This is a genomic window from Vicinamibacterales bacterium (genome assembly GCA_036012125.1).
Classification (GTDB): domain Bacteria; phylum Acidobacteriota; class Vicinamibacteria; order Vicinamibacterales; family UBA823; genus UBA11600.
Genome location: DASCOS010000020.1, coordinates 212,120 through 231,898 on the forward strand (window position 1 = coordinate 212,120; position 19,779 = coordinate 231,898).

Consider the following 19,779-nt stretch of genomic DNA (forward strand, 5'->3'; position numbering starts at 1 on the left):
CACAGCACGAAAGGCTCTATGCTAGCGTATAGGATCCCCTCGAACCGTCAGCTACGACTCGGTCCGAACGTACTCGAAGTTAAGCGGCTTCCGGTTGATACCTCTACGAGGTGGAGCGATGTAATTGGCGAATACGCCAGGCTCGTAGATCGGCTCAGCCATAATGCTCTTCAGATAATCCTTGTCGGCCTGAACCGGTAACCAGTCACCCCTACGCCGTTCCCACTCCTCTACCGACACTGAGTTGCCTTTCGGGTCAAAATAAAAACCCGTAAAAATCCCAATGTTTCGGCTGAACTTTTTGTCGGGTAGGTAGAGGCGGTCGGAAAGACCGTAATCCTCCAAAATTTTGTTCCAACGCTCAACGCCCCCGAGGCAATCGCGGACATACCAGTCGCGCAAAACCTCATTCATTGCGTTACGCATAGGAACCTCGTGTTGGGAAAGCCGCCCGTCTTCATAGACCTCCATGTCGTAGACTGCATCCGTCATGTGATGGTCCTCGTAAGTCTCTTCCCGAGCTCTTCCCTTTAGCCCGTTCGCAAAATACGAAGCTGCGTTACTGGACACCTCGCTACCGTGAAGATCAAGGCTCCGACTGAACCAGAAATTAAGATGCCTCTGGATCATTTCCAGGTCAATCCCGCCTTGTCGACGTACGTCTTCCGCTAGACCTTTAGATTCCTTCATTAGTTGACAGGTCCGTTCAAGAATACGGGAAATCCCAGTTTCACCAACGAACATATGATGAGCTTCCTCGGTGAGCATAAAACGTGTCGTCCGAGCCAGAGGATCAAGCGAGCTCTCCGACAGGGACATAAGCTGAGATTTGCCATCGCGATCAGTAAACATCGTGAACATAAAAAAATCTAGCCAGTCGTCAATCGGTTCATTGAAGGCCTCGAGAATGCGAGGCTTATCCTGATTCCCGCTCGTTCGTACAAGTAGCTCCTCCGCTTCGTCCCGCCCATCACGTCCAAAGTATGAGTGCAGGAGATAAACCATCGCCCATAAGTGACGCCCCTCCTCAACATTCACCTGAAACAGGTTACGCAAGTCGTAGAGACTCGGACACTTTGCTCCAAGCTGCCGCTGTTGCTCCACAGAAGCTGGCTCAGTGTCGCCCTGGGTAACGATGAGGCGTCGAAGTTGATTACGAAACTCTCCGGGGACTTCGTGCCACACCGGCTTCCCAAATGAGTCGCCAAATCCAATCGTCCGATTAGGAACAGGCTCGGCAAGGAATATTCCCCAGCGGTAGTCGGGCAACTTTACAAATTCAAAATGTGCCCAGCCGTCTGAATCCACACTAATCGCTGTCCGCAAATAAACCTGATGGTGGTTCTGGAACCCTTCTGGTCCCATGTCACGCCACCATTCAAGGTACTTCGGTTGCCAGTGTTCAAGCGCCCGTTGTAATCGCTTGTTGCCAGCTAAATCAACGTTGTTCGGAATACGTTCAGTCGAAATCATGCGTGCAAACCTCTAAACTGACTCCTATGATATACCTAAGGAGAACGACGGTTTTACGTTCGTCGCCAATCGAACTCTGGTCTACCTTCGACGCCGTATGTTTTTAACGCGCCCCGCTCACCCACGGCGTTGGGGCGCTGGAAAATCCAGTTCTGCCACGCTGATAAGCGACCAAAGATCTTCGTTTCAAGCGTTTCCGGACCAGCAAATCGTAGGTTCGCCTCCAGACCTGTCAAAGCGTCAGGTGACAGCGAGGCCCGCCCTTCGAGCATCAAGCGCACCTCATCATCCCAATCCAATTCATCCGGCGTGAATGAAACAAGCCCAGTCCGGAGTGCTACATGTGGCTCAATCGCTTCGCCGATGGCGAGCAGCTTCTCGACTTTGTCCGGCTCCCCAAGGAACCTAGTCTGTAAACGGGTTAAGCCCGTACTCATCGGTAGCGTGCCACCATTTAGGACCGACACTCCAATCGCAGTCGGGCGATCAGGATCGTCGAGCATGAACGATTGATCAGCCGCTAACGCCAACTCAAGAAGAGTGCCAGCAAAGCATGAACCCGGCTCAATTAGCGCAACGAGACTCTTAGCAGTTAAATCCAGCCGCTTTATGGTGCGTTTCATGAAATGCAGAATCTCTCGTACTAGCCAGTGATCACGATTGGTGGCGAGTGTCCGGTCGATAGCCAACACAGACTCTCGATCACCCACGGTCTTCAAGACAATAACCCCGATCTCTGGTTCATTAAGGCGTAAATGCAACAGCGCCGCATCCAACTCTCGGAACGCACGCAATGGCCAGTACTGATCGCCGAGAGCTAGCATGGCCCGCGCATCACTTGGCTGTGGTCCGTCTGGCCCCCGTACCGTCAGGTCAACAGTTCGTTTCATGCGGTTCATCTCGACCGTAACCGTGGAGTACTCAAAACGATCCTCCGACCGCGTTAATTCCAGTGGTCCCAACGTAACACCAGGGCCTGAGGACGGACGATCCGATGAAGCCGCAAGGTCAGCCGCTCGTTGGGACACCGCCTCATCAAATCGAGACCGCGCATAAACGGCATCGACGAAACGCCACTCAACGGCGCGTTTCCCACGTACACCCTCAACCAAGGTACTAAAGAAATCAGCGACGTCACGCCGCACCTTCCGTTTATCGACAAGTCGCGTAAGGCCACCCGTTCCAGGCAACACGCCCAACAACGGCGCTTCGGGTAAACTCACTGCAGAGTTCCCATCATCAACTAGGACAATTTCGTCACAGGCCAAAGCGAGTTCATAGCCACCACCCGCACAAATTCCGTTAATAGCGGCAAGGAACTTCAGCCCAGAACACTGACTCGCGTCCTCAATCGCCAACCGCGTCTCGTTCGTGAACTTACAGAAATTAACCTTGAAACCGTGTGACGAGCTACCTAACATGAAAATGTTGGCGCCTGCGCAGAAAATCCGCTCCTTCAGGCTGGTCACGACGACTGCATGCACTTCAGGATGCTCAAACCGAATTCGTTGAATCGCATCAGCCAGTTCAATATCTACGCTGAGGTCGTACGAATTCAGCTTCAGTTTGTAATCGGTTGATAGACCACCGTCCTCCTGGACATCCATCGACAGTGTGGCTATCGGCCCGTCAAACGTAAGCTTCCAGTGACGATACCTATCTGGGTGTGTATCAAACTGAACCCCTTGTTCTGAAGCATTAGGTGCCATTAACCATTCATTATGATGACCGTAATAGTAGGCGTCAAACGTGAGCGACTGACACGGTATAATGCGCGACGCTAGAAGAGTAAAAAACCTATGCCTCGACTTCAGGATTTCAAGACACCGTTGGTCTTTAAATTCGACGACCTGTCACCCACAGCAGCGCTCGACGCACCCGACGATGCCCAAGATTTTCGCGTTGAGGTGCGCGCCCTCGAAGGAATGCAAAAGGAGGCGACTGTCCGCCAATCGGAGCGACCTGGTCAAGCATGGCGGATGGTCTCTGACGAGGGGCCGTATCTGAACGGGACGGATCTGGCGCCTTTCCCACTGGCATTCTTCGCAGCGGGACTGCACTTCTGCTATATGACTCAGCTGGTGCGACTCTGCCGTGACCGTGGCATCGCGTTACGTGGACTCAGGTCTGGGCAGGATACCCGTTACACAATGACGGGTTCTGCACTGAAGGGTGACATGACCGGCGCAGGCATCCCAGTCGATCTTGACATTGCAATCGATGCTGAACTCTCTCTGGAAGCTGCGGGCAAGTTGATCACCAGAGCATTGGCCGAATCCCCCGGACACGCAGTGATGCGCGATCTCTTTAGAAACACATTCGCACTCCAGCTGAATGGGTCCACGGTGAAACTCGTAGATCAGGAGCATTCCCCAAACGCCCTCTTTCCTGACCCAGTGAGAGGCTTCGAGTCCATCCGACCCACACCTGCGGGCCATTTCCATCCCGACATCATCACCAAAACCGAAACGGTCGAAGTGCAGCACGGTGTGACTGGCGGTGCAGGGTCGAGCTTGAAGTCAGAACAAAAGCGAACGCTGCACGTCCGCTCAGACGCCTACCTCCTTGACAAAGGTCTTTTGCAAACGGATATCCGCCTGTTTCAACCGCTCGGCAGCAGCTTCCGGTTTCTGTCAGATACTGGCACGGGTGACACCGCACCACCTCCTTTGGCGTATCTGTCAGCCGGTATCGGCTTTTGTTATATGACACAACTCGGCCGTTACGCACACATCACCAAGCAGAAATTGGAGTCAATGCGTATCGTTCAGACCAATGGGTACAAACAATCTGGCGCCGCTGGTCCTAATGCAGTAGCCACTGCCGTAGATACACACGTGTATATCAATGCCGACGAATCTGAGGACGTCGCACGAAAGTCAGTAAAAATGGGTGAACAGACCTGTTTCCTTCACGCCTCGATGCGTGAAGCTTACCCGACTGTCTTACGGGCAACACTCAACGGTAAACCTCTGCCCGTCCCTGCTGCCTGATAAAACTTTGTAATGAGCCTAGTGCACAGAGCCAACCTGGAATCGGCACCGCCCGAGCAAACGCGAACGCGGCAGCTTGAACAGTTTAACTTGCTTCTGTCTGAAATCTTGCCTCACAATCGCTTCTACGCATCAAAGTTTAAGTCGTTGTCAGCGCCGATCGACTGGCAGGGATTCGCTCAATTACCGTTTACGACGAAATCAGAACTCGTCGAAGATCAATCAGCTTTTCCACCACTCGGTACGATTGCGACCTATCCACGTGAACGTTACCTGACCTACCATCAGACTTCTGGTACGACTGGTCGACCACTGGTAGTGCTCGACACCCCTGAGAGCTGGGACTGGTGGACGGAGTGCTGGCAATATATTTACCGAGCTGCTGGCGTGACAGACCGGGACCGATTATTCATGGCCTTTTCCTTTGGACCCTTCATTGGATTCTGGGCAGCGCATGCCGCTGCACTCAAACTCGGGGCCTTGGGTATCCCTGGCGGTGGGCTCGATTCAAAGGCACGACTTCACCTAATGGCGAGTGCCGAAGCCACAGTGCTCTTGAGCACTCCGACCTACGCATTACGCCTGGCTGAAGTAGCGCGTCAGGAAAACATCAACCTGTCAAAGCTAGGAGTACACACAACTATCCACGCGGGCGAGCCGGGCGCCTCACTGCCGTCAGTACGCGGCCGGATCCAGCGGGCGTGGGGTGCAAAGTGTTTCGATCACGCCGGCGCGACCGAGGTCGGCGCCTATGGATACACCTGCGACACCCAGACAGGACTACACGTGATCGAATCGGAATTTATTGCTGAAGTGCTTGACCCTCGGTCTGGGCAGACCGCGTCGGAAGGTGGTATCGGGGAACTGGTGCTCACAAACCTAGGTCGCGTTGGATGGCCGGTGATCCGCTACCGGACAGGCGACCTTGTGCGAATGGGTGGGCACGGTTGTCCGTGCGGTCGTACATTTCAGACGTTACCAGGCGGCCTGATCGGTAGGGCGGACGACCTCTTGGTGGTGCGTGGTATCAATATCTATCCATCATCGATTGAAGCGATCATTAGAGAGTTTGAGGTGGACGAGTTCCGGATCGTGAGAACACGCCAGCAAGAAATGGATGAACTAATCATCGAGGTCGAAGCCTCAAGCGAGGTAGCCAACGCGCTTGCAGACGCCTTCTCACAGCGCCTCGCGGTCAGGATTGAGACTCGCACGGTGGCACCCGCTTCGTTACCGAGATTCGAACTCAAGGCTAATCGGGTCGTCGATAAAAGGCGTGATGTCTAGAGGCTGATCCTTCGTATTGGGAGACTACCAGACCCTGGTCTCACCTGGTTGAAATTCCAAGAGTTCAATTCCTGGTGTAAGTAGCGCTCTAAGCTCACTTGGTGTGCCGACCAGTACGGGAAAAGTGCCGTAGTGCATCGGCACCACCTTTTGAACGCCAAGGAGGTCAGCCGCCAGGGCGGCGCCCTGCGGTCCCATAGTGAAATGGTCCCCAATCGGAAGAAACGCGATTTCCGGAGCATGAAGCTGCTTGATTAGCGCCATGTCGCTGAATACATCCGTGTCTCCTGCAAAGTAGAGACTCCGGCCATCTTCAAGTCTGATGACATAACCTGCAGGGTCGCCAACAAAAATCATCCGTCCATCAACCTCAAATCCACTACTGTGCACTGCTTGCACCATCGTCACACCAATACCGGCGATGTTAATCGTGCCTCCCTTATTGATGCCATGAACGGACTGCAATCCCTTCTCCTCAAATAATTTCGCGAACTCCAAGATTGCAATCACCGGTGCTCCAGTTGTGCGTGCAACCGAGAATACATCGCCGACATGATCCGGATGACCGTGCGTGATAAGAATCAAATCGGCTTCGGTGATTTTCTTGTGCTCATCTGGGCACTTTGGGTTCCCTTCGAGCCATGGGTCGAGCACGATGCGCTTTCCACCAGGAGAGGTAATTACGAAAGTACTGTGTCCGAGCCATTGAACCGAGAGCTTACTGTTTGAATTCACGTGATACGACTCCTAGTGAATTACGACTGTCGGTGGTTTGCCAATTTGTCAATCCGTCGATAGATTCTACCCATATTCATCTTTGCGCAGAGGTCAAAAAAGCTTGCCTGAGGACCAACCCATCGAACCTGTTCGACGGAATCAAAAACTGGTGCATCTTCCCGCAAGGTTGCAAGGTCTCTGAACTTCAGGGCAACCTCACGTTGTTCAACCAGCGTTTGCGCTAACTTCTTAGCGCCTCGCACCATCACAACCCAAGAATCGGATTTCTCGGGAATTTGCTCCAAATGTCCATAATGGCCCAAGACAGTACTCGCTGACTTGTGCCCCCACCCGGGGAGGCCGGGAAAACCATCAGCTGAATCCCCCATCAGGGCCAAATAGTCAGGAATTGAGCTCGGTGAAACACCGAATTTTTCACGTACCCCTTTGGCATCGCGCAATTGACCAGCGCGACGATCGAACTGTAGGACACGGTTATCAACGACACACTGAGCAAGGTCTTTGTCAGGGGTACAGATAAACACTTGTTCCACTGCCTCGTCAGCTGCCGCTTTCACCGCAGCCGACGCCAGCCCGTCATCCGCCTCAAACTCCTCCATCGGCCAGACTGCCACTCCCATCGAAGATAGCGCCTCCTCTAAAGGATGGAACTGCTTGTGAAGAACTGGGTCAATCCCCTCACCCGTCTTGTAGCCTGGCCAGAGCCCGTTACGAAACGATTCAATGACGTGATCCGTTGCAACCCCAATGTGGGTAACACCGTCTTCTAGCATCGCCACGACCGAACCGAGCACACCACGCACAGCGCCGATTTCATTACCATCGGTATCTGATGATGCAGGCACCGCATAGAAGTGCCTAAATAACTCATATGTGCCATCGATGAGAAAGACGTTCACCCGGCACACTCTAGAGTCTTACCAGGGAAACCTCAAGTATCGGAGACACCGTTCCTCTTCGTAGGGCTCACCGAGACCAACTAACAAGGCCTAAACTGCCTAATTGGCGATAACATATGAAAATATGACTTCGAGTGTACCGTTGCTACGCGGGCGGCCGATGCGCGGAGTTTCACCACCCCGCGAGCCGAAACCACCCTGGCTGAAGGTCAGAGCCCCTGGCTCGGCGGGTTATCGGCGACTCAATCAACTCGTCCAGTCCTTGAATCTGCACACGGTCTGCGCAGAGGCAAATTGTCCAAACATTGGCGAGTGCTGGGATCAGGGCACCGCAACCTTCATGATTTTGGGTGACGTCTGCACCCGTTCATGCGGCTACTGCAACGTCGTGCATGGTCGGCCACAAGCGCTGGACCCCAATGAACCCAACCGCGTGGGACGTGCTGTCGCGTCGCTTAGACTCGACCATGTTGTCATTACGTCGGTTGACCGTGACGACCTGCCGGACGGCGGGGCTTCAGCATTCGCTGCAACCGTTCGCGCGATACGGAGTGCCAGACCAGAGTGTCGCATCGAACTTTTGATTCCCGATCTTAAAGGCCAGAATCTTGCACTAAAGACGGTCCTTGCAGAGAAACCCGACGTGTTAAATCACAACATCGAGACCGTGCGCCGGCTATACCGCTCCGTCCGACCGGCTGGGCGATACGACCTTGCCCTCGATCTACTCGCACGCGCTGCACACTTTACCCCCACAATCCCTACCAAATCTGGTTTGATGGTCGGCCTCGGCGAAACAATAGACGAGGTTATCGAAACGATGGCCGATCTACGAAAACACGGTTGCCGCATACTTACCGTGGGTCAGTATCTTCAACCTTCTCCAGCGAATGTGCCCTTAGCGCGTTACTACGAACCGAAGGAGTTTTCGGAGATTAAGCGTGTGGCCTGTGGCCTCGGCTTCCATCACGTCGAATCAGGACCACTGGTAAGAAGCTCCTATCATGCCCAAGAACAGGCCGGTGCGGCCACGCGCGCGGCGCAATAAGTTGACGCCGACATCCCTCTCAACCATCCGTGAGACGATCATATGCTGTGACCTTTGCCCTCGCCTACGGACTCACTGCGCCCGCGTCGCTCAAGAGAAGAAGCTCGCGTATCGCACAGAAGACTACTGGGGCAAACCAGTACCGGGCTTCGGGAATCGCCGTGCCAGCTTACTAGTAGTTGGTTTAGCACCTGCAGCACATGGCGCCAACCGAACTGGCCGTGTGTTTACAGGTGATGGCTCCGGCGATTTTCTTATGCGTGCTATGCACTCAGCCGGTTTCGCAATTATTCCGACTGCACGCCACACCAGAGATGGCCTGAAGCTCTTCGATGCCTACATCACCGCCGCTGTACGGTGCGCACCGCCGGCTAACAAACCAACCCTTCAGGAGATTGAAAACTGTCAGCCACACCTCGAGGCTGAGCTTGCAGCGCTGTCGAGCCTCAAGATCGTTGTTGCACTCGGTCGGATTGCTTTCGATACCTACTGGCGCGTCATGCGTAGCTGGGGAATACGCCCGTCACCTAAGCCGGCGTTCAAACACGGGCTCTTACATACACCAGACGACGGCCCTACCCTAATTGCTTCGTATCATCCTAGCCGTCAGAACACCAATACCAGAAGGCTCACACCGCCAATGCTCGCAAGTATTTTCAGAACGGCGAGGAGGTTGATCGCATCCGCCGCAAGTAAGTAGAACGCTCGAGCTGCATGTTAGAATCGAGAAGCTGAGTGCCGCGAGTGGTAAGGAAACCTGGCCATGCTGCCGTCGTCGATCCCGCTTTTCCCACTTCCCAATGTTGTGCTATTTCCAAATGTATTTCTGCCACTTCACATCTTTGAGTTACGATTCCGAGAGATGGTAACCGATGCGCTACAGAGTGATCGGATCATCGGAATGGCACTACTTCGTCCCGGGTGGGAAGAGGATTATGAGGGTCGACCCCCAGTCTATTCAGTCGGATGCGCTGGTTTAATCACCAATTTCGAGCAACTGGAGAATGGTCGCTACAACATCGTCCTCCGTGGATTACAGAAGTTTCGGATCCTCGATGAGGACAATCAACGAAATTATCGCCTCGCTCATGTGGACGGAATCATTGAGCCACTCAACGACTCTATTCGTCAGGCAATTCGCCGCGACCGCGTACACCTAGAGACCCTCGTGACCAAGGGTCTGCATCAAGCTGGAACTGAAAGTCAGGTTCCGGCTTCTATCCCCGACGATGATCTCGTGAACGCGCTCGCACAGTATCTCGACCTAGAACCTGTTGAAAAGCAGGCGCTACTCGAGCGTGACGGTTTACTACACCGCTGCGAATCACTGATTCAATTGCTGGAAATGAAGCTAATGCTGGGACACCACGACGGCCACCATGGCGAGATACAGTAAGCGTGTACTCCTTCAGAATTTTTTCTCGCTGTAGAACCACACGTGGGAGATGAAAACCTTCTGGAAATACTCGGCCGAGACCCCCTAGACTTCAACAGTAGCAAGTCGCTCGCGGATTGCATCGATAACCACTTGGCCATGAAACCGGCCGTTCTCAATGAAAATTCGACCGCTGTGCACACCCGTAAGCGCCGTACCGGCGATGTAAAAACCAGACACGTTAGACTCGAAGGTCGATTCGTTGTGCTCTGGAACACATGTTTCCGGATCGAGACGCACACCAGCTTGGCTCATCAGAGTTGAATCAGTTTGGTAACCAGTCATGAGGAAAACATGGTCGGCCGGTAGAGTCGCTCGCTGTCCACGACACTCGACGACAACCTCCTTGGGCCGAATTTCCACTACTTGGGTCTCAAAACGAGCAGGGATGGACCCTTCGGCAATCCGGTTCTCAATGTCCGGTCGCACCCAGTATTTAATTGATTCCCCAAGTTCGGCCCTCCGGTGCACCAAGGTCACATGGACACCAGCACGGTAGAGTTCGAGAGCAGTTTCAGCAGCCGAATTCTTTCCACCCACTACAACTACGTGTTTTCGATAATAGCGATGTGGCTGGTCATAATAGTGCAAGACATGCGGCAATTGCTCGCCTGGAATACGAAGTAAATTCGGATGGTCGTAGCAACCAATAGCCAAGACAATCGTACGACCCTCCAAGTCCCGGGTTCTACCATCTCCGGACCGGGTTTTGACCAAAAAGGTTTCCGTTCGACCGGTCTGTGGCGGCTGAATCGCTGTCACGGTCTCTCCCAGTTCAACCGCAAGTTCATAGGTATCGGCGACACGACGATAGTAACGAAGTGATTCCAGCCGAGTTGGTTTTTCGTACGGGGTTACGAAGGGTAATCCGCCAATCTCGAGCAGTTCCGGTGTGGTAAAGAACACCATGTGAGTTGGAAAGTGATAGAGCGAGTTTACTAACATACCCTTCTCAAGCACGGTGTAATCAAGGCCGTATTTTTTAGCTGCAATCGCAGCGGCAAGCCCAGCCGGACCAGCACCGATAATAATTACGTCACGTGGCGACATCCGTAGTTGTTCTCCTTCATCCGCTCCGAGAACCAGAGCCATAAAACCCTCGTGGCCTCGGTAGCATCGTTCGATTAATCAAAAAGACGTCAGTCGATTGGGCGACCGACCTGGACGTTACTGATAATTGCAATGGGGCGTCCAGGTGACCGAAACGTATCCTGACCGTCAATCCGAATCACCTCAAGTACCTCTCCGAGAATGCTGACCTCGGTCACCCCGGATGGAATAGTGACTGACACACTTTCGAGCCCGACCGGTGCAACGGCCTTGACCCCACCTGGCCCTGCCCCACCATCAACCCGGTCAACAAGGTCATCGGCGTCGCGAAATTCACTCTGCACGGCAGCTCGAGCCAGCAGAGTGTTATCTAACATAAGAATACCGATAGTCGCTGTATACCTTGCGAAGGCTCGACCGGCTTGAATCTGACCCTCAGAGTAGGTGTGGCGGTTAGATAGTTCGAAGGTCAGCGTCGTCTCACCGCGGTCGGGCGGAATGGTAACGATTATGCCACCAGCAGGTTCCCGTCCCGTTAGCACATCGCAAAAACTACGACCCGTGTTGATTCCGTGACCCAAGAACGAAGGGCAGGCATAATCCGCTGGCTCTGTCTGAGTCGACATGGCCACCAAGGAGGTCGCAGCGACGGTGATGAACAGCACCGCCCAACGCTTGTTACCGGTTTGACAATCAGCACGCTCAGACTTCCTCCGTGACACAGGACACTCCTTGATCGATCGTCGCACTCCACGACGTCGAGTTGCCGCGATGACGAATAAGCTCCAAGAATTCCATCCGGGTCCGTGCATCATCGCGCAACACCCCGAGCATTGCACTCGTCACCGCTATGGAATTCTGTTTCTGGACCCCCCGCATCGACATACAGAGATGGGTAGCCTCAAGAACGACAGCCACGCCTAGCGGCTTGAGTGTTGCACGAATGGTATCAGCGATCTGATTAGTCAATCGCTCCTGGACTTGCAACCGTCGGCTAAACACTTCGACGAGTCGGGGTATCTTACTAAGGCCGATAACCTTGTCACGCGGAACATAGGCCACGTGACACTTCCCGAAAAACGGGAGCAGGTGATGCTCGCACAGCGAATAGAAATCAATGTCCTTCACAATTACCATCTCGCTATAGTCAACATCAAAAAGCGCACCGTTAAGCACAGTCTTCACGTCGGACTCATAGCCAGACGTCAAGAACTTCAGTGACCGCTCAACCCTTTCCGGTGTGCGCGTCAGCCCGTCACGCATCGGGTCCTCACCTAGCTCAGCCAGTATCGCTCGTACGAGGTTACGCATTCACTTATTTTAGTTGATTCAAGGTTAGGTTTGGTCCCGCTCCAACGCCATAGCCATGCCCATACCACCGCTGACGCATAACGTGGCAAGGCCTCGGGTTGCGTTGCGCCGTTTAAGTTCGTGAAGGAGCGTCACAACGATCCGCGCACCTGTACAGCCGATCGGATGGCCGAGTGCAATCGCGCCACCGTTAACGTTGAGCCGATCGCGGGCAATCGGCATGTCACGTAATACCGCGAGCACCTGTGCCGCGAACGCTTCGTTCAGCTCCACAAGGTCATAGTCGTCGACGGATTGCTGCAATCGCCCAAATAGCTTCTGCATCGCCGGCACCGGTCCAATACCCATGATTTTCGGGTCGACACCTGCGCTTGCCCACCCGGCGATCCGTGCAAGTGGCCGGCAGCCGAGCAACTTCGCGTGCGACGCACTGACCAATACCAGCGCTGCACCGCCATCGGTGATTCCAGACGCCGAGCCAGCAGTAATGATGCCCTGGTGACCCTCAACTTCGAAGACTGGCTCAAGTTTTCGTAGCGATTCGAGAGTCACACCAGTTCGCGGATGTTCATCGCGAGTCACCAACGTTACGTTGCTCTTTCGATCTGTTACCTCGACCGGTACAATCTCAGCGTCGAAATACCCTGCGGCTATCGCAGCCTCGGCCCGCTGCTGGCTCTCAAGCGCGTAAAGGTCAGAATCCTTACGCGAAATAGCATACTGACGGGCCAGCAACTCAACCGTCTCTCCCATCATCAATTCGGACAGTGGACAGCAGAAACCGTCACGGTACATGGCATCGACGAGTTCAACATTACCCATCCGGTGTCCCCACCGGGCGTTCTCGGCATCGATCAGATATGGCATCCGGCTCATTGATTCGATGCCACCGACCAGAACCACATCGGCCTCGCCCAGAGCGATCGCCTGGGCACCGCTGGCAATTGCCTGCAGGCCAGACGCACACGCCTTATTAACGGTTTGCGCGGGTACGGTGTGGGGCAAACCAGCACGGTGACCGACCTGCCGGGCCGGGTTCGGCCCTGACCCAGCCTGCCGCGCGTGGCCAAACCACACCTCGTCCACACTGGCAGCGTCAATCCCGGCCCGAATTAACGCTCCCTTAGCCGCCGTCGCACCCAGTTCGACCGGGTGAACCCTTCGTAGCCCTCCACCATACTTGCCGATTGGCGTCCTGGCGGCACCTACGATAACAACATCGTCCGCTTCCATAACTTTTGCATTTTAGCAGAACCCCAAGAAACAGCTTGGCCACTAGGTCAATAACATCTACAGCCATTGCCAAAACTCAGCGTGGGTGCCAAAATGGAATTTGCGTTAGACGATGCGCATAATTCTCATAGGCGGTGGCGAAGTCGGCTACACGCTCGCCAAGGCACTTGCCCCGAACCACGACCTGCACGTTATTGATCACAACCCAGCCGCTGCTGATCGGTTCCATTCTCTTGATGTGCGTTTTGTTCTCGGGAGCGGCACGAGTGCTGAGGTATTGGGTCTGGGAGACATCGAATCGAGCGACCTTGTTATCGCGTGCACGGGTCTTGATGAGGTCAATATTATCGCCTGTGCACTTGCCAAGAAGCTCGGCGCCACTAAGACAGTATGCTTTGTGTCGGGTGACGATTTTCTTGAGTCTGTCAGCGGTGGTTACAGTCTCCGCGAACACTTCGGGGTCGATCAGACTATCTGGCCTGAAGCCCAACTGGCGGATGCCATCCAACGGATCATCGCCGCACCGGGAGCGATCGACGCCGAGAGCTTTGCCGGCGGCCAGGTGCGCCTGCTCGAGTATCGCCTCGAGAGCGGTTCCCCTCTGACCGTTGCACCGATCGCTTCCCTACAGCTACCCCGTGGCGCCGTAGTGGTTGCTGCTAAACGCGGGGACACCATCACAATTCCGCACGGCGGGACGCATCTTAAACCAGGCGATAAGGTGATCGTGATGGGACGCAGAGACGCGATGTCCGCGATGGAAGCAAGAGTGGCGCCTGACGGTCGCAACCTCCGTGACGCACGTCGAGTCACAATCATCGGGGGCGGCGACGTCGGATTCAGGCTCGCGCAACTTCTCGATTCCCTTGATGACGTGAGTGTTCGAATGATTGAACGCGACCAGGCACGGGGAGAAATGCTAGCAGCGACCCTCACCAACGCTCTCATTTTGAGCGGTGACGGCACGGACCTCGAATTGTTGGAAATGGAGGAAATCGGGCGTAGTGATGTACTCGTGTCGGTCATCGACAATGATGAACGGAACCTTCTGGCGTCGCTCCTCGGACGACAACTCGGCGTGACCAAAATCATCACAAGAGTGAGCAAAATAGCTAACCTTCGGCTCTTCGAGCGGGTGGGCATTGATGTCGCTCTCTCGGCCAAAGGTGCGGCGGTAGAGTCGATCGTCCGTGAGGTTGAAGGAGGCAAAGCAAAGGTCCTCGCTGTGCTCGAAGAAGGCGAAGCTAAGATTTTCGAACTCGTCGTCCCGGACGACTATCCAGCAACCGCATTGCGCGACCTCGCCACACCCCCAGAATCAATTGTAGGCACGATTCTCAGGCACGGCGACGCAATAGTCCCTCACGGAAACGACCGGATTGAACCTGGTGATCGACTGCTAGTGTTCTGCACCGACGCATCGGCCGATCTGATGAGAACATTTTTCACGACGTCTTAACTGACGCGAGAATACCGAACGATGCGACTCGCCATCGTTTTTCACCTAACGGGCACTATCCTCAGGTTCTTAGGAGCGGCCTTCGTAGCGCCTCTCCTGATTGCGCTCTATTCAAGAGAATCGATGGATGCCATCACCTTCTTGGCCATGGGCGTAGTAGCCGTCGTGTTAGGCGAGGTGATGCGGCGCCAGATACGTCACCACGAGTGGACACTCAAACGCGTCGAGGCCCTCGCAGTCGTGGTTGTGACTTACCTGCTCGTCGCCATGATCGGTGCAGTGCCCTACACAATGAACGGAATGACTGCAGCGGATGCGATGTTCGAGTCGATGTCCGGCATAACCGCAACCGGTGCAACCACTCTCACGGATTTCGACTCCTTCGGTCGTGGCCTGATGTTCTGGCGGTCAATGTCTCAATGGCTCGGTGGCCTGGGTATCATCACACTGTTCATCGCAGTCCTCCCAAGACTCGCAATCGGTGGACGCCAGCTATTCTTCACCGAAACAACCACCACTCCGGGTAGCGGTGGCCTCAAACCGCATGTCCGCGAGACGGCTGCCATGCTCTGGCGCCTCTACGTCGGCCTGACATTAGCTGAGTTCGTTGCACTGATGCTTGCAGGCCTGTCTGCCTATGATGCGATCTGCCACGCCATGACGACAATCGCGGCGGGAGGCTTTTCGCCGAACCCCGAGTCAATCATGGGCTACAACAGTGCGGCGGTCGAATGGATTATCTGCGGGTTTATGTTTCTAGCGGGCACGAACTTCGTACTGCAGTACCAAGCATTGTTGCGGGGACAGCTGAAAGCCTCCATCGCTGACGACGAGTTTCGAGTCTACACCGGGATCGTCGCTATCGCGACTATCGCGCTCACGATTTTCCTCTTGCAAACTGACATGGCCACAGCCACGGCCGTCCGGTCCGGACTGTTCCAGAGCCTATCGATTCTTACGACTACCGGATACGCCAGTGCAGATTTTGCGTTATGGACTGAACAATCACGCATGGTTTTACTGGTACTAATGTTCATCGGCGGCTGTGCTGGCTCTGCAGCAGGTGGCCCAAAAATATGGCGACAGATATTGATCGCGCGCTATACCTTGCTCGAACTCAAGAGAACGTTGCACCCTCGTGCCCTGCTACCGGTCAAACTCGGTGGCAAGGTGGTACCTGAGGACGTGATGCGCGCTGTCCTAGTTTTCTTTCTGTTTTATCTTCTACTTTTCGCCGTCTGTGTCGGCGTGGTGGTCGCACTCGGTGCGGATATATTGACCGGCGTCACCGCGACCACAGGCACACTCGGAAACATCGGTCCTGGCTTTAGCCAAGTGGGTCCAATGGCGAACTACGCTGGATTACATACGGTGAGTAAAGTCGTGCTCACCGCAGCTATGTTGGTTGGTCGCCTCGAGGTGCTAACTGTGCTGGCATTGCTTCGACCAGAAGCCTGGCGGTCGCTCACCCTACGTGGTGACTAACTGTCACCGCGCTAGAACACCGCCAGGACTCACACTACAGGGAACCACGGAGGCCTACGGCGTCTGCTTCTTCGCGCATGAACGTAATAACATTCGTGATGTGATCGTCGAGCGGCAGACCAATCTCTTCCGCACCGAGTCTAAGGTCATCGCGACTAACTCCACGAGCAAACGCCTTGTCTTTCATTCGCTTCTTGACTGACTTAGCCGCCAAGTCAAGCACACTCTTAGAAGGTCGCACGAGCGAAGCGGCAGTCACGAACCCCGACATCTCGTCACATGCAAACAGCGTGTGCTCAAGCTTCGACTCCCGAGGGACACCTGTGTAGTCAGCATGCGACAAGATTGCCCTGATCACAACCTCCGGATAGCCCTGCTTACGCAGGATCTCGGCCCCACGAAAGGGATGGTCATCTAGGCTAGGCCATCGTTCATAGTCAAAGTCGTGTAACAGACCCACGGTGCCCCATAACACCTCGTCCTCATCAAACTTACGGGCATAGCCGCGTAAGGCAGCTTCAACCGCTAAGCCATGGTTGCGCAAATTCTCGCTTTGAGTGTACTCGGCCAATAATTCCCAAGCAGCGTCCCGATTCAATTCCATCATCATCATTCTAATGCACGGATAAGGACCACGGATTAACGTCGGGTCTCTCCCTACCTCACATGAATCTTAGGAGTCTCAGGCCGTTAGCCGTCCTGCCATGTACGACACATCACGACCGCCTGAGCAATGACTTCCTCCGCCTTCTTGGTGAGACCGTAGGCATGGAGCGTCTCTGGATTAGCAAGAACAGCATCCGTAACATCCGACCCTGGTGTAAGCGTCCCGCCCGTCGCACGACACAGAAAGTCCACGAGCACAAAGTGGTACTCAACACGACCGGTATCATCCAACAAGATCCGATCAAATACCTCGACAACCGGTCCCACTGCCACCGTCAGCCCGGTTTCTTCCTCAATTTCACGGGCAACCCCAGCTTCCAACGTCTCTCCAACCTCGAGCCCGCCACCGGGAAGACTCCACCGTCCCAGGAGCGGTTCGAACCGACGTTTGATCAACACCACTGAGACCCCATCAAACACGGCAGCCCCAACACCAACAATCGGACGTTTCGGATATTTTCTAGCATCAACCATGGTTCATCACATCGATTCGAGCCGAGCGACCTGTTCGACTAGAGTGATTAGAGCGGCAACGAAGCATCGGCATTTAGGTCCGGAGCTGCGACCACGCCGCGAACAAACTGACGCAGACCGGCGGCGGCAATCATCGCCGCATTGTCCGTTGAGAGAGCCTGCGTCGGTAAGAATACAGGTAAGCCCTTGGCCTTGCCTCGCGTCACTGTCTCATCTCGGAGCAGGCTGTTTGCTGACACGCCACCGGCAACCCCCACCGCCTTGGCATTGAACCGCTGGGCGGTGTCGAAAGTTCGGTCGAGCAACGCATTGACAACCGCCCGTTGAAAAGAAGCACAGATATCCGAAATCTCTTCTTTTGGCAGCCTGTCACTTCCAAGGGTCGCTAACCGAGACGACAGATGCCGCTTCACGGCAGTCTTGACGCCGCTGAAGCTGAAGTCGGTCGCCCCTGGCCCTCGAAGGCTAGGCACCCAGTCCCCGACCGTTGGCGGATGATTCCGATCGACATGGGTCATCCGCGCCACAGGAAAATCGAGCGCCTGAGCGTTGCCCTCGCGCGCTAGACGGTCAATGACTGGGCCGCCCGGATAGGTCAACCCCAACATTTTCGCCACCTTGTCGAACGCCTCACCAGCAGCATCGTCACGCGTCCGGCCAAGCAGGCGGTAGACGCCAGGACTCGAAACAAGATAAAGACAGGTGTGCCCGCCCGACACGACTAGTACGATGGCGGGTAGCGGTAACGAACCGTGGTGTAGAAATAACGATTCAATATGCCCTGCCAAGTGATGCACTGGCACCAGCGGAACATCGAGCGTCAACGCCAGCGACTTGGCGAAAGCAACGCCGACGAGAAGCGAACCAACAAGACCAGGTCCCTGAGTAACCGCGACCGCGTCAAGGTCACGCCACGCAGTTCCAGCATCATCGACTGCCCGCTCTACAACTCCGCAAATATCCCGTACGTGCTGACGTGAGGCGAGCTCTGGGACAACACCACCCCACTCCCGGTGAATCTCCACCTGTGACGCGATGACCGATGACCCGATCGCCCAAGGGTGCTCGGCGTTCCCGGTGTCGTAGACAACCGCCGCCGCCGTTTCGTCACACGAGGTCTCTATCCCTAGAATTCGCATGGTGCGCTACAGTGCCCCCTTGGAAGGCACATCTTCAACGACGCCTCGAAGACTATCGGAATATGCTGGCCGACAGACACCTCGCTCAGTGATCACTGCGGACACGTATTGATGTGGTGTTATGTCGAAGCTCAGATTTCTAATGTGTGCACCCTCCGGGGCTAATCGAGACCTGCCAAAATGAGTGACCTCGCGTGCGTTCCGCTCCTCAAGTGGAATCTGTCCTCCCTCAGACATCGTGAGGTCGATAGTTGAAGTCGGCGCAGCTACATAGAATGGCAAACCATGCGACCGTGCCAGTACCGCAACACTATAGGTGCCGATTTTGTTTGCGACATCACCGTTTGCAGCAATCCGGTCAGCGCCAACAATTACTAAATCAACCTGACCATCGCGCATAAGTGGACCAGCCATGCTGTCAATCACCACTGTTGTATCGATGCCGTCCCGAAGGAGTTCCCAAGCTGTCAGCCGGGCTCCCTGCAAGAACGGCCGGGTTTCGTTGGCGACCACAGAAATACGCTTGCCCTGTTCGGTGGCGGCTCGGATAACCCCAAGCGCCGTGCCATAGCCAGCCGTGGCAAGCGAGCCGGCATTGCAGTGAGTCAGTACCCGCGCACCGTCCGGCAGGACAGTCGCGCCGTGGGCTCCCATGGCCCGACAACTCGCAACATCTTCGTCATGAATAGCCTGCGCTTCATCTCGCAACTGCGCGGCCACCTCCTCCACTGAGTGACCAGCCAAAATGCCTTCTGAGAACACCTGCTTCATGCGATTAACCGCCCACGACAGATTAATGGCCGTCGGCCGGGTGCCAGCCATCAGGTCACAAAGCTTGTAGAACTCACCCGCAAGCCGAGTCGTCCCCTTGGCCTTGCTCCGAGCTACGCTCATGGCCAGACCCATAGCAGCTGCCACGCCGATCGCCGGTGCCCCTCGGATAACCATCGTTTTGATAGCTCGCGCAACCTCGGGCGCGGTCCGACACTCGACATAGCGCTCCTGCTCTGGCAGTTTGCGTTGATCGATCATGACGACCGCGTCGTCACGCCATTCGATAGTTGGCAACATGGAAAAATGATGTCCCGG

At 55.0% G+C, this 19,779-nt stretch carries 19 protein-coding genes; 7 read left to right on the top strand and 12 right to left on the bottom strand.

Features of this window, described 5'->3' with window-relative positions:
* Window positions 1–51: 51 nt before the first annotated feature.
* Both boxB and boxC read right to left on the bottom strand, forming a co-directional pair.
* Window positions 52–1,473 carry a benzoyl-CoA 2,3-epoxidase subunit BoxB gene (boxB, locus tag QGH09_07965; protein ID HJO18117.1) on the bottom strand — a complete coding sequence of 474 codons (1,422 nt, stop codon included), beginning with the start codon at window positions 1,471–1,473 and terminating at the stop codon, window positions 52–54.
* Between the two features lie 53 nt (window positions 1,474–1,526).
* Window positions 1,527–3,182 carry a 2,3-epoxybenzoyl-CoA dihydrolase gene (boxC, locus tag QGH09_07970; protein ID HJO18118.1) on the bottom strand — a complete coding sequence of 552 codons (1,656 nt, stop codon included), beginning with the start codon at window positions 3,180–3,182 and terminating at the stop codon, window positions 1,527–1,529.
* 90 nt (window positions 3,183–3,272) lie between these two features.
* Here boxC and QGH09_07975 point away from each other — a divergent pair, with 90 nt between their 5' ends.
* Both QGH09_07975 and QGH09_07980 read left to right on the top strand, forming a co-directional pair.
* Window positions 3,273–4,466, top strand: a complete 1,194-nt coding sequence (locus tag QGH09_07975; GenBank protein ID HJO18119.1) for an OsmC family protein — start codon at window positions 3,273–3,275, stop codon at window positions 4,464–4,466.
* A 12-nt stretch (window positions 4,467–4,478) separates the two neighbouring features.
* Complete coding sequence (locus tag QGH09_07980) at window positions 4,479–5,753, top strand: hypothetical protein (GenBank protein HJO18120.1); 1,275 nt, start codon at window positions 4,479–4,481, stop codon at window positions 5,751–5,753.
* 24 nt (window positions 5,754–5,777) lie between these two features.
* Here QGH09_07980 and QGH09_07985 read toward each other — a convergent pair whose 3' ends face one another.
* Together QGH09_07985 and QGH09_07990 are read right to left on the bottom strand one after the other, a co-directional pair.
* Entirely contained in the window at window positions 5,778–6,488 is a 711-nt protein-coding gene (locus QGH09_07985; GenBank protein HJO18121.1) for a metal-dependent hydrolase, read from the bottom strand.
* 20 nt (window positions 6,489–6,508) lie between these two features.
* Window positions 6,509–7,390, bottom strand: a complete 882-nt coding sequence (locus tag QGH09_07990; protein HJO18122.1) for a 5'-3' exonuclease H3TH domain-containing protein — start codon at window positions 7,388–7,390, stop codon at window positions 6,509–6,511.
* Window positions 7,391–7,514: 124 nt separating this feature from the next.
* On the opposite strand from QGH09_07990, the gene lipA reads away from it, so the two are divergent.
* From lipA to QGH09_08005, 3 genes are all read left to right on the top strand, one after another.
* Complete coding sequence (lipA, locus tag QGH09_07995) at window positions 7,515–8,438, top strand: lipoyl synthase (protein ID HJO18123.1); 924 nt, start codon at window positions 7,515–7,517, stop codon at window positions 8,436–8,438.
* On the top strand, window positions 8,395–9,138 hold the full coding sequence (locus QGH09_08000) for a uracil-DNA glycosylase (protein HJO18124.1): 744 nt from the start codon (window positions 8,395–8,397) through the stop codon (window positions 9,136–9,138). Before lipA ends, QGH09_08000 begins: the two co-directional genes overlap by 44 nt.
* Window positions 9,139–9,201: 63 nt before the next feature.
* Window positions 9,202–9,834 carry an LON peptidase substrate-binding domain-containing protein gene (locus QGH09_08005; GenBank protein HJO18125.1) on the top strand — a complete coding sequence of 211 codons (633 nt, stop codon included), beginning with the start codon at window positions 9,202–9,204 and terminating at the stop codon, window positions 9,832–9,834.
* A gap of 84 nt (window positions 9,835–9,918) precedes the next feature.
* On the opposite strand, the gene QGH09_08010 is transcribed toward QGH09_08005, so the two are convergent.
* The 4 genes from QGH09_08010 to QGH09_08025 are packed head-to-tail and all read right to left on the bottom strand — an operon-like array spanning window position 9,919 to window position 13,467.
* Entirely contained in the window at window positions 9,919–10,965 is a 1,047-nt protein-coding gene (locus tag QGH09_08010) for a YpdA family putative bacillithiol disulfide reductase (protein ID HJO18126.1), read from the bottom strand.
* Between the two features lie 47 nt (window positions 10,966–11,012).
* Entirely contained in the window at window positions 11,013–11,645 is a 633-nt protein-coding gene (locus QGH09_08015) for a hypothetical protein (protein ID HJO18127.1), read from the bottom strand.
* Window positions 11,626–12,234 carry a GTP cyclohydrolase I FolE gene (gene folE, locus QGH09_08020; GenBank protein ID HJO18128.1) on the bottom strand — a complete coding sequence of 203 codons (609 nt, stop codon included), beginning with the start codon at window positions 12,232–12,234 and terminating at the stop codon, window positions 11,626–11,628. Before folE ends, QGH09_08015 begins: the two co-directional genes overlap by 20 nt.
* A 24-nt stretch (window positions 12,235–12,258) precedes the next feature.
* Entirely contained in the window at window positions 12,259–13,467 is a 1,209-nt protein-coding gene (locus QGH09_08025; GenBank protein HJO18129.1) for an acetyl-CoA C-acetyltransferase, read from the bottom strand.
* Window positions 13,468–13,579: 112 nt separating this feature from the next.
* Between QGH09_08025 and trkA the strand changes: the two genes are divergently transcribed.
* Window positions 13,580–14,926: a Trk system potassium transporter TrkA gene (gene trkA, locus QGH09_08030; GenBank protein HJO18130.1), complete on the top strand. Its 1,347-nt coding sequence runs from the start codon at window positions 13,580–13,582 to the stop codon at window positions 14,924–14,926.
* Window positions 14,927–14,947: 21 nt separating this feature from the next.
* On the top strand, window positions 14,948–16,411 hold the full coding sequence (locus QGH09_08035; GenBank protein ID HJO18131.1) for a TrkH family potassium uptake protein: 1,464 nt from the start codon (window positions 14,948–14,950) through the stop codon (window positions 16,409–16,411).
* A gap of 34 nt (window positions 16,412–16,445) precedes the next feature.
* Here QGH09_08035 and QGH09_08040 read toward each other — a convergent pair whose 3' ends face one another.
* The 4 genes from QGH09_08040 to mtnA form a co-directional block, all read right to left on the bottom strand.
* On the bottom strand, window positions 16,446–17,015 hold the full coding sequence (locus QGH09_08040) for an HDIG domain-containing protein (protein ID HJO18132.1): 570 nt from the start codon (window positions 17,013–17,015) through the stop codon (window positions 16,446–16,448).
* An 86-nt stretch (window positions 17,016–17,101) separates the two neighbouring features.
* Window positions 17,102–17,551, bottom strand: coding sequence for an NUDIX hydrolase (locus QGH09_08045; protein ID HJO18133.1), 450 nt, complete (start codon window positions 17,549–17,551; stop codon window positions 17,102–17,104).
* A 47-nt stretch (window positions 17,552–17,598) separates the two neighbouring features.
* Entirely contained in the window at window positions 17,599–18,690 is a 1,092-nt protein-coding gene (gene tsaD, locus QGH09_08050) for a tRNA (adenosine(37)-N6)-threonylcarbamoyltransferase complex transferase subunit TsaD (protein HJO18134.1), read from the bottom strand.
* A gap of 6 nt (window positions 18,691–18,696) precedes the next feature.
* Window positions 18,697–19,761: an S-methyl-5-thioribose-1-phosphate isomerase gene (gene mtnA, locus QGH09_08055; GenBank protein ID HJO18135.1), complete on the bottom strand. Its 1,065-nt coding sequence runs from the start codon at window positions 19,759–19,761 to the stop codon at window positions 18,697–18,699.
* Window positions 19,762–19,779: the final 18 nt, after the last annotated feature.

Bases quoted from the DNA above. Each gene is read 5' to 3' on its own strand.
- boxB (HJO18117.1), bottom strand. From the start codon at position 1,473: ATGATTTCGACTGAACGTATTCCGAACAACGTTGATTTAGCTGGCAAC.
- boxC (HJO18118.1), bottom strand. From the start codon at position 3,182: ATGGCACCTAATGCTTCAGAACAAGGGGTTCAGTTTGATACACACCCA.
- QGH09_07975 (HJO18119.1), top strand. From the start codon at position 3,273: ATGCCTCGACTTCAGGATTTCAAGACACCGTTGGTCTTTAAATTCGAC.
- QGH09_07980 (HJO18120.1), top strand. From the start codon at position 4,479: ATGAGCCTAGTGCACAGAGCCAACCTGGAATCGGCACCGCCCGAGCAA.
- lipA (HJO18123.1), top strand. From the start codon at position 7,515: ATGACTTCGAGTGTACCGTTGCTACGCGGGCGGCCGATGCGCGGAGTT.
- QGH09_08000 (HJO18124.1), top strand. From the start codon at position 8,395: ATGCCCAAGAACAGGCCGGTGCGGCCACGCGCGCGGCGCAATAAGTTG.
- QGH09_08005 (HJO18125.1), top strand. From the start codon at position 9,202: ATGCTGCCGTCGTCGATCCCGCTTTTCCCACTTCCCAATGTTGTGCTA.
- QGH09_08010 (HJO18126.1), bottom strand. From the start codon at position 10,965: ATGGCTCTGGTTCTCGGAGCGGATGAAGGAGAACAACTACGGATGTCG.
- folE (HJO18128.1), bottom strand. From the start codon at position 12,234: ATGCGTAACCTCGTACGAGCGATACTGGCTGAGCTAGGTGAGGACCCG.
- QGH09_08025 (HJO18129.1), bottom strand. From the start codon at position 13,467: ATGGAAGCGGACGATGTTGTTATCGTAGGTGCCGCCAGGACGCCAATC.
- trkA (HJO18130.1), top strand. From the start codon at position 13,580: ATGCGCATAATTCTCATAGGCGGTGGCGAAGTCGGCTACACGCTCGCC.
- QGH09_08035 (HJO18131.1), top strand. From the start codon at position 14,948: ATGCGACTCGCCATCGTTTTTCACCTAACGGGCACTATCCTCAGGTTC.
- QGH09_08040 (HJO18132.1), bottom strand. From the start codon at position 17,015: ATGGAATTGAATCGGGACGCTGCTTGGGAATTATTGGCCGAGTACACT.
- QGH09_08045 (HJO18133.1), bottom strand. From the start codon at position 17,551: ATGGTTGATGCTAGAAAATATCCGAAACGTCCGATTGTTGGTGTTGGG.
- tsaD (HJO18134.1), bottom strand. From the start codon at position 18,690: ATGCGAATTCTAGGGATAGAGACCTCGTGTGACGAAACGGCGGCGGCG.
- mtnA (HJO18135.1), bottom strand. From the start codon at position 19,761: ATGTTGCCAACTATCGAATGGCGTGACGACGCGGTCGTCATGATCGAT.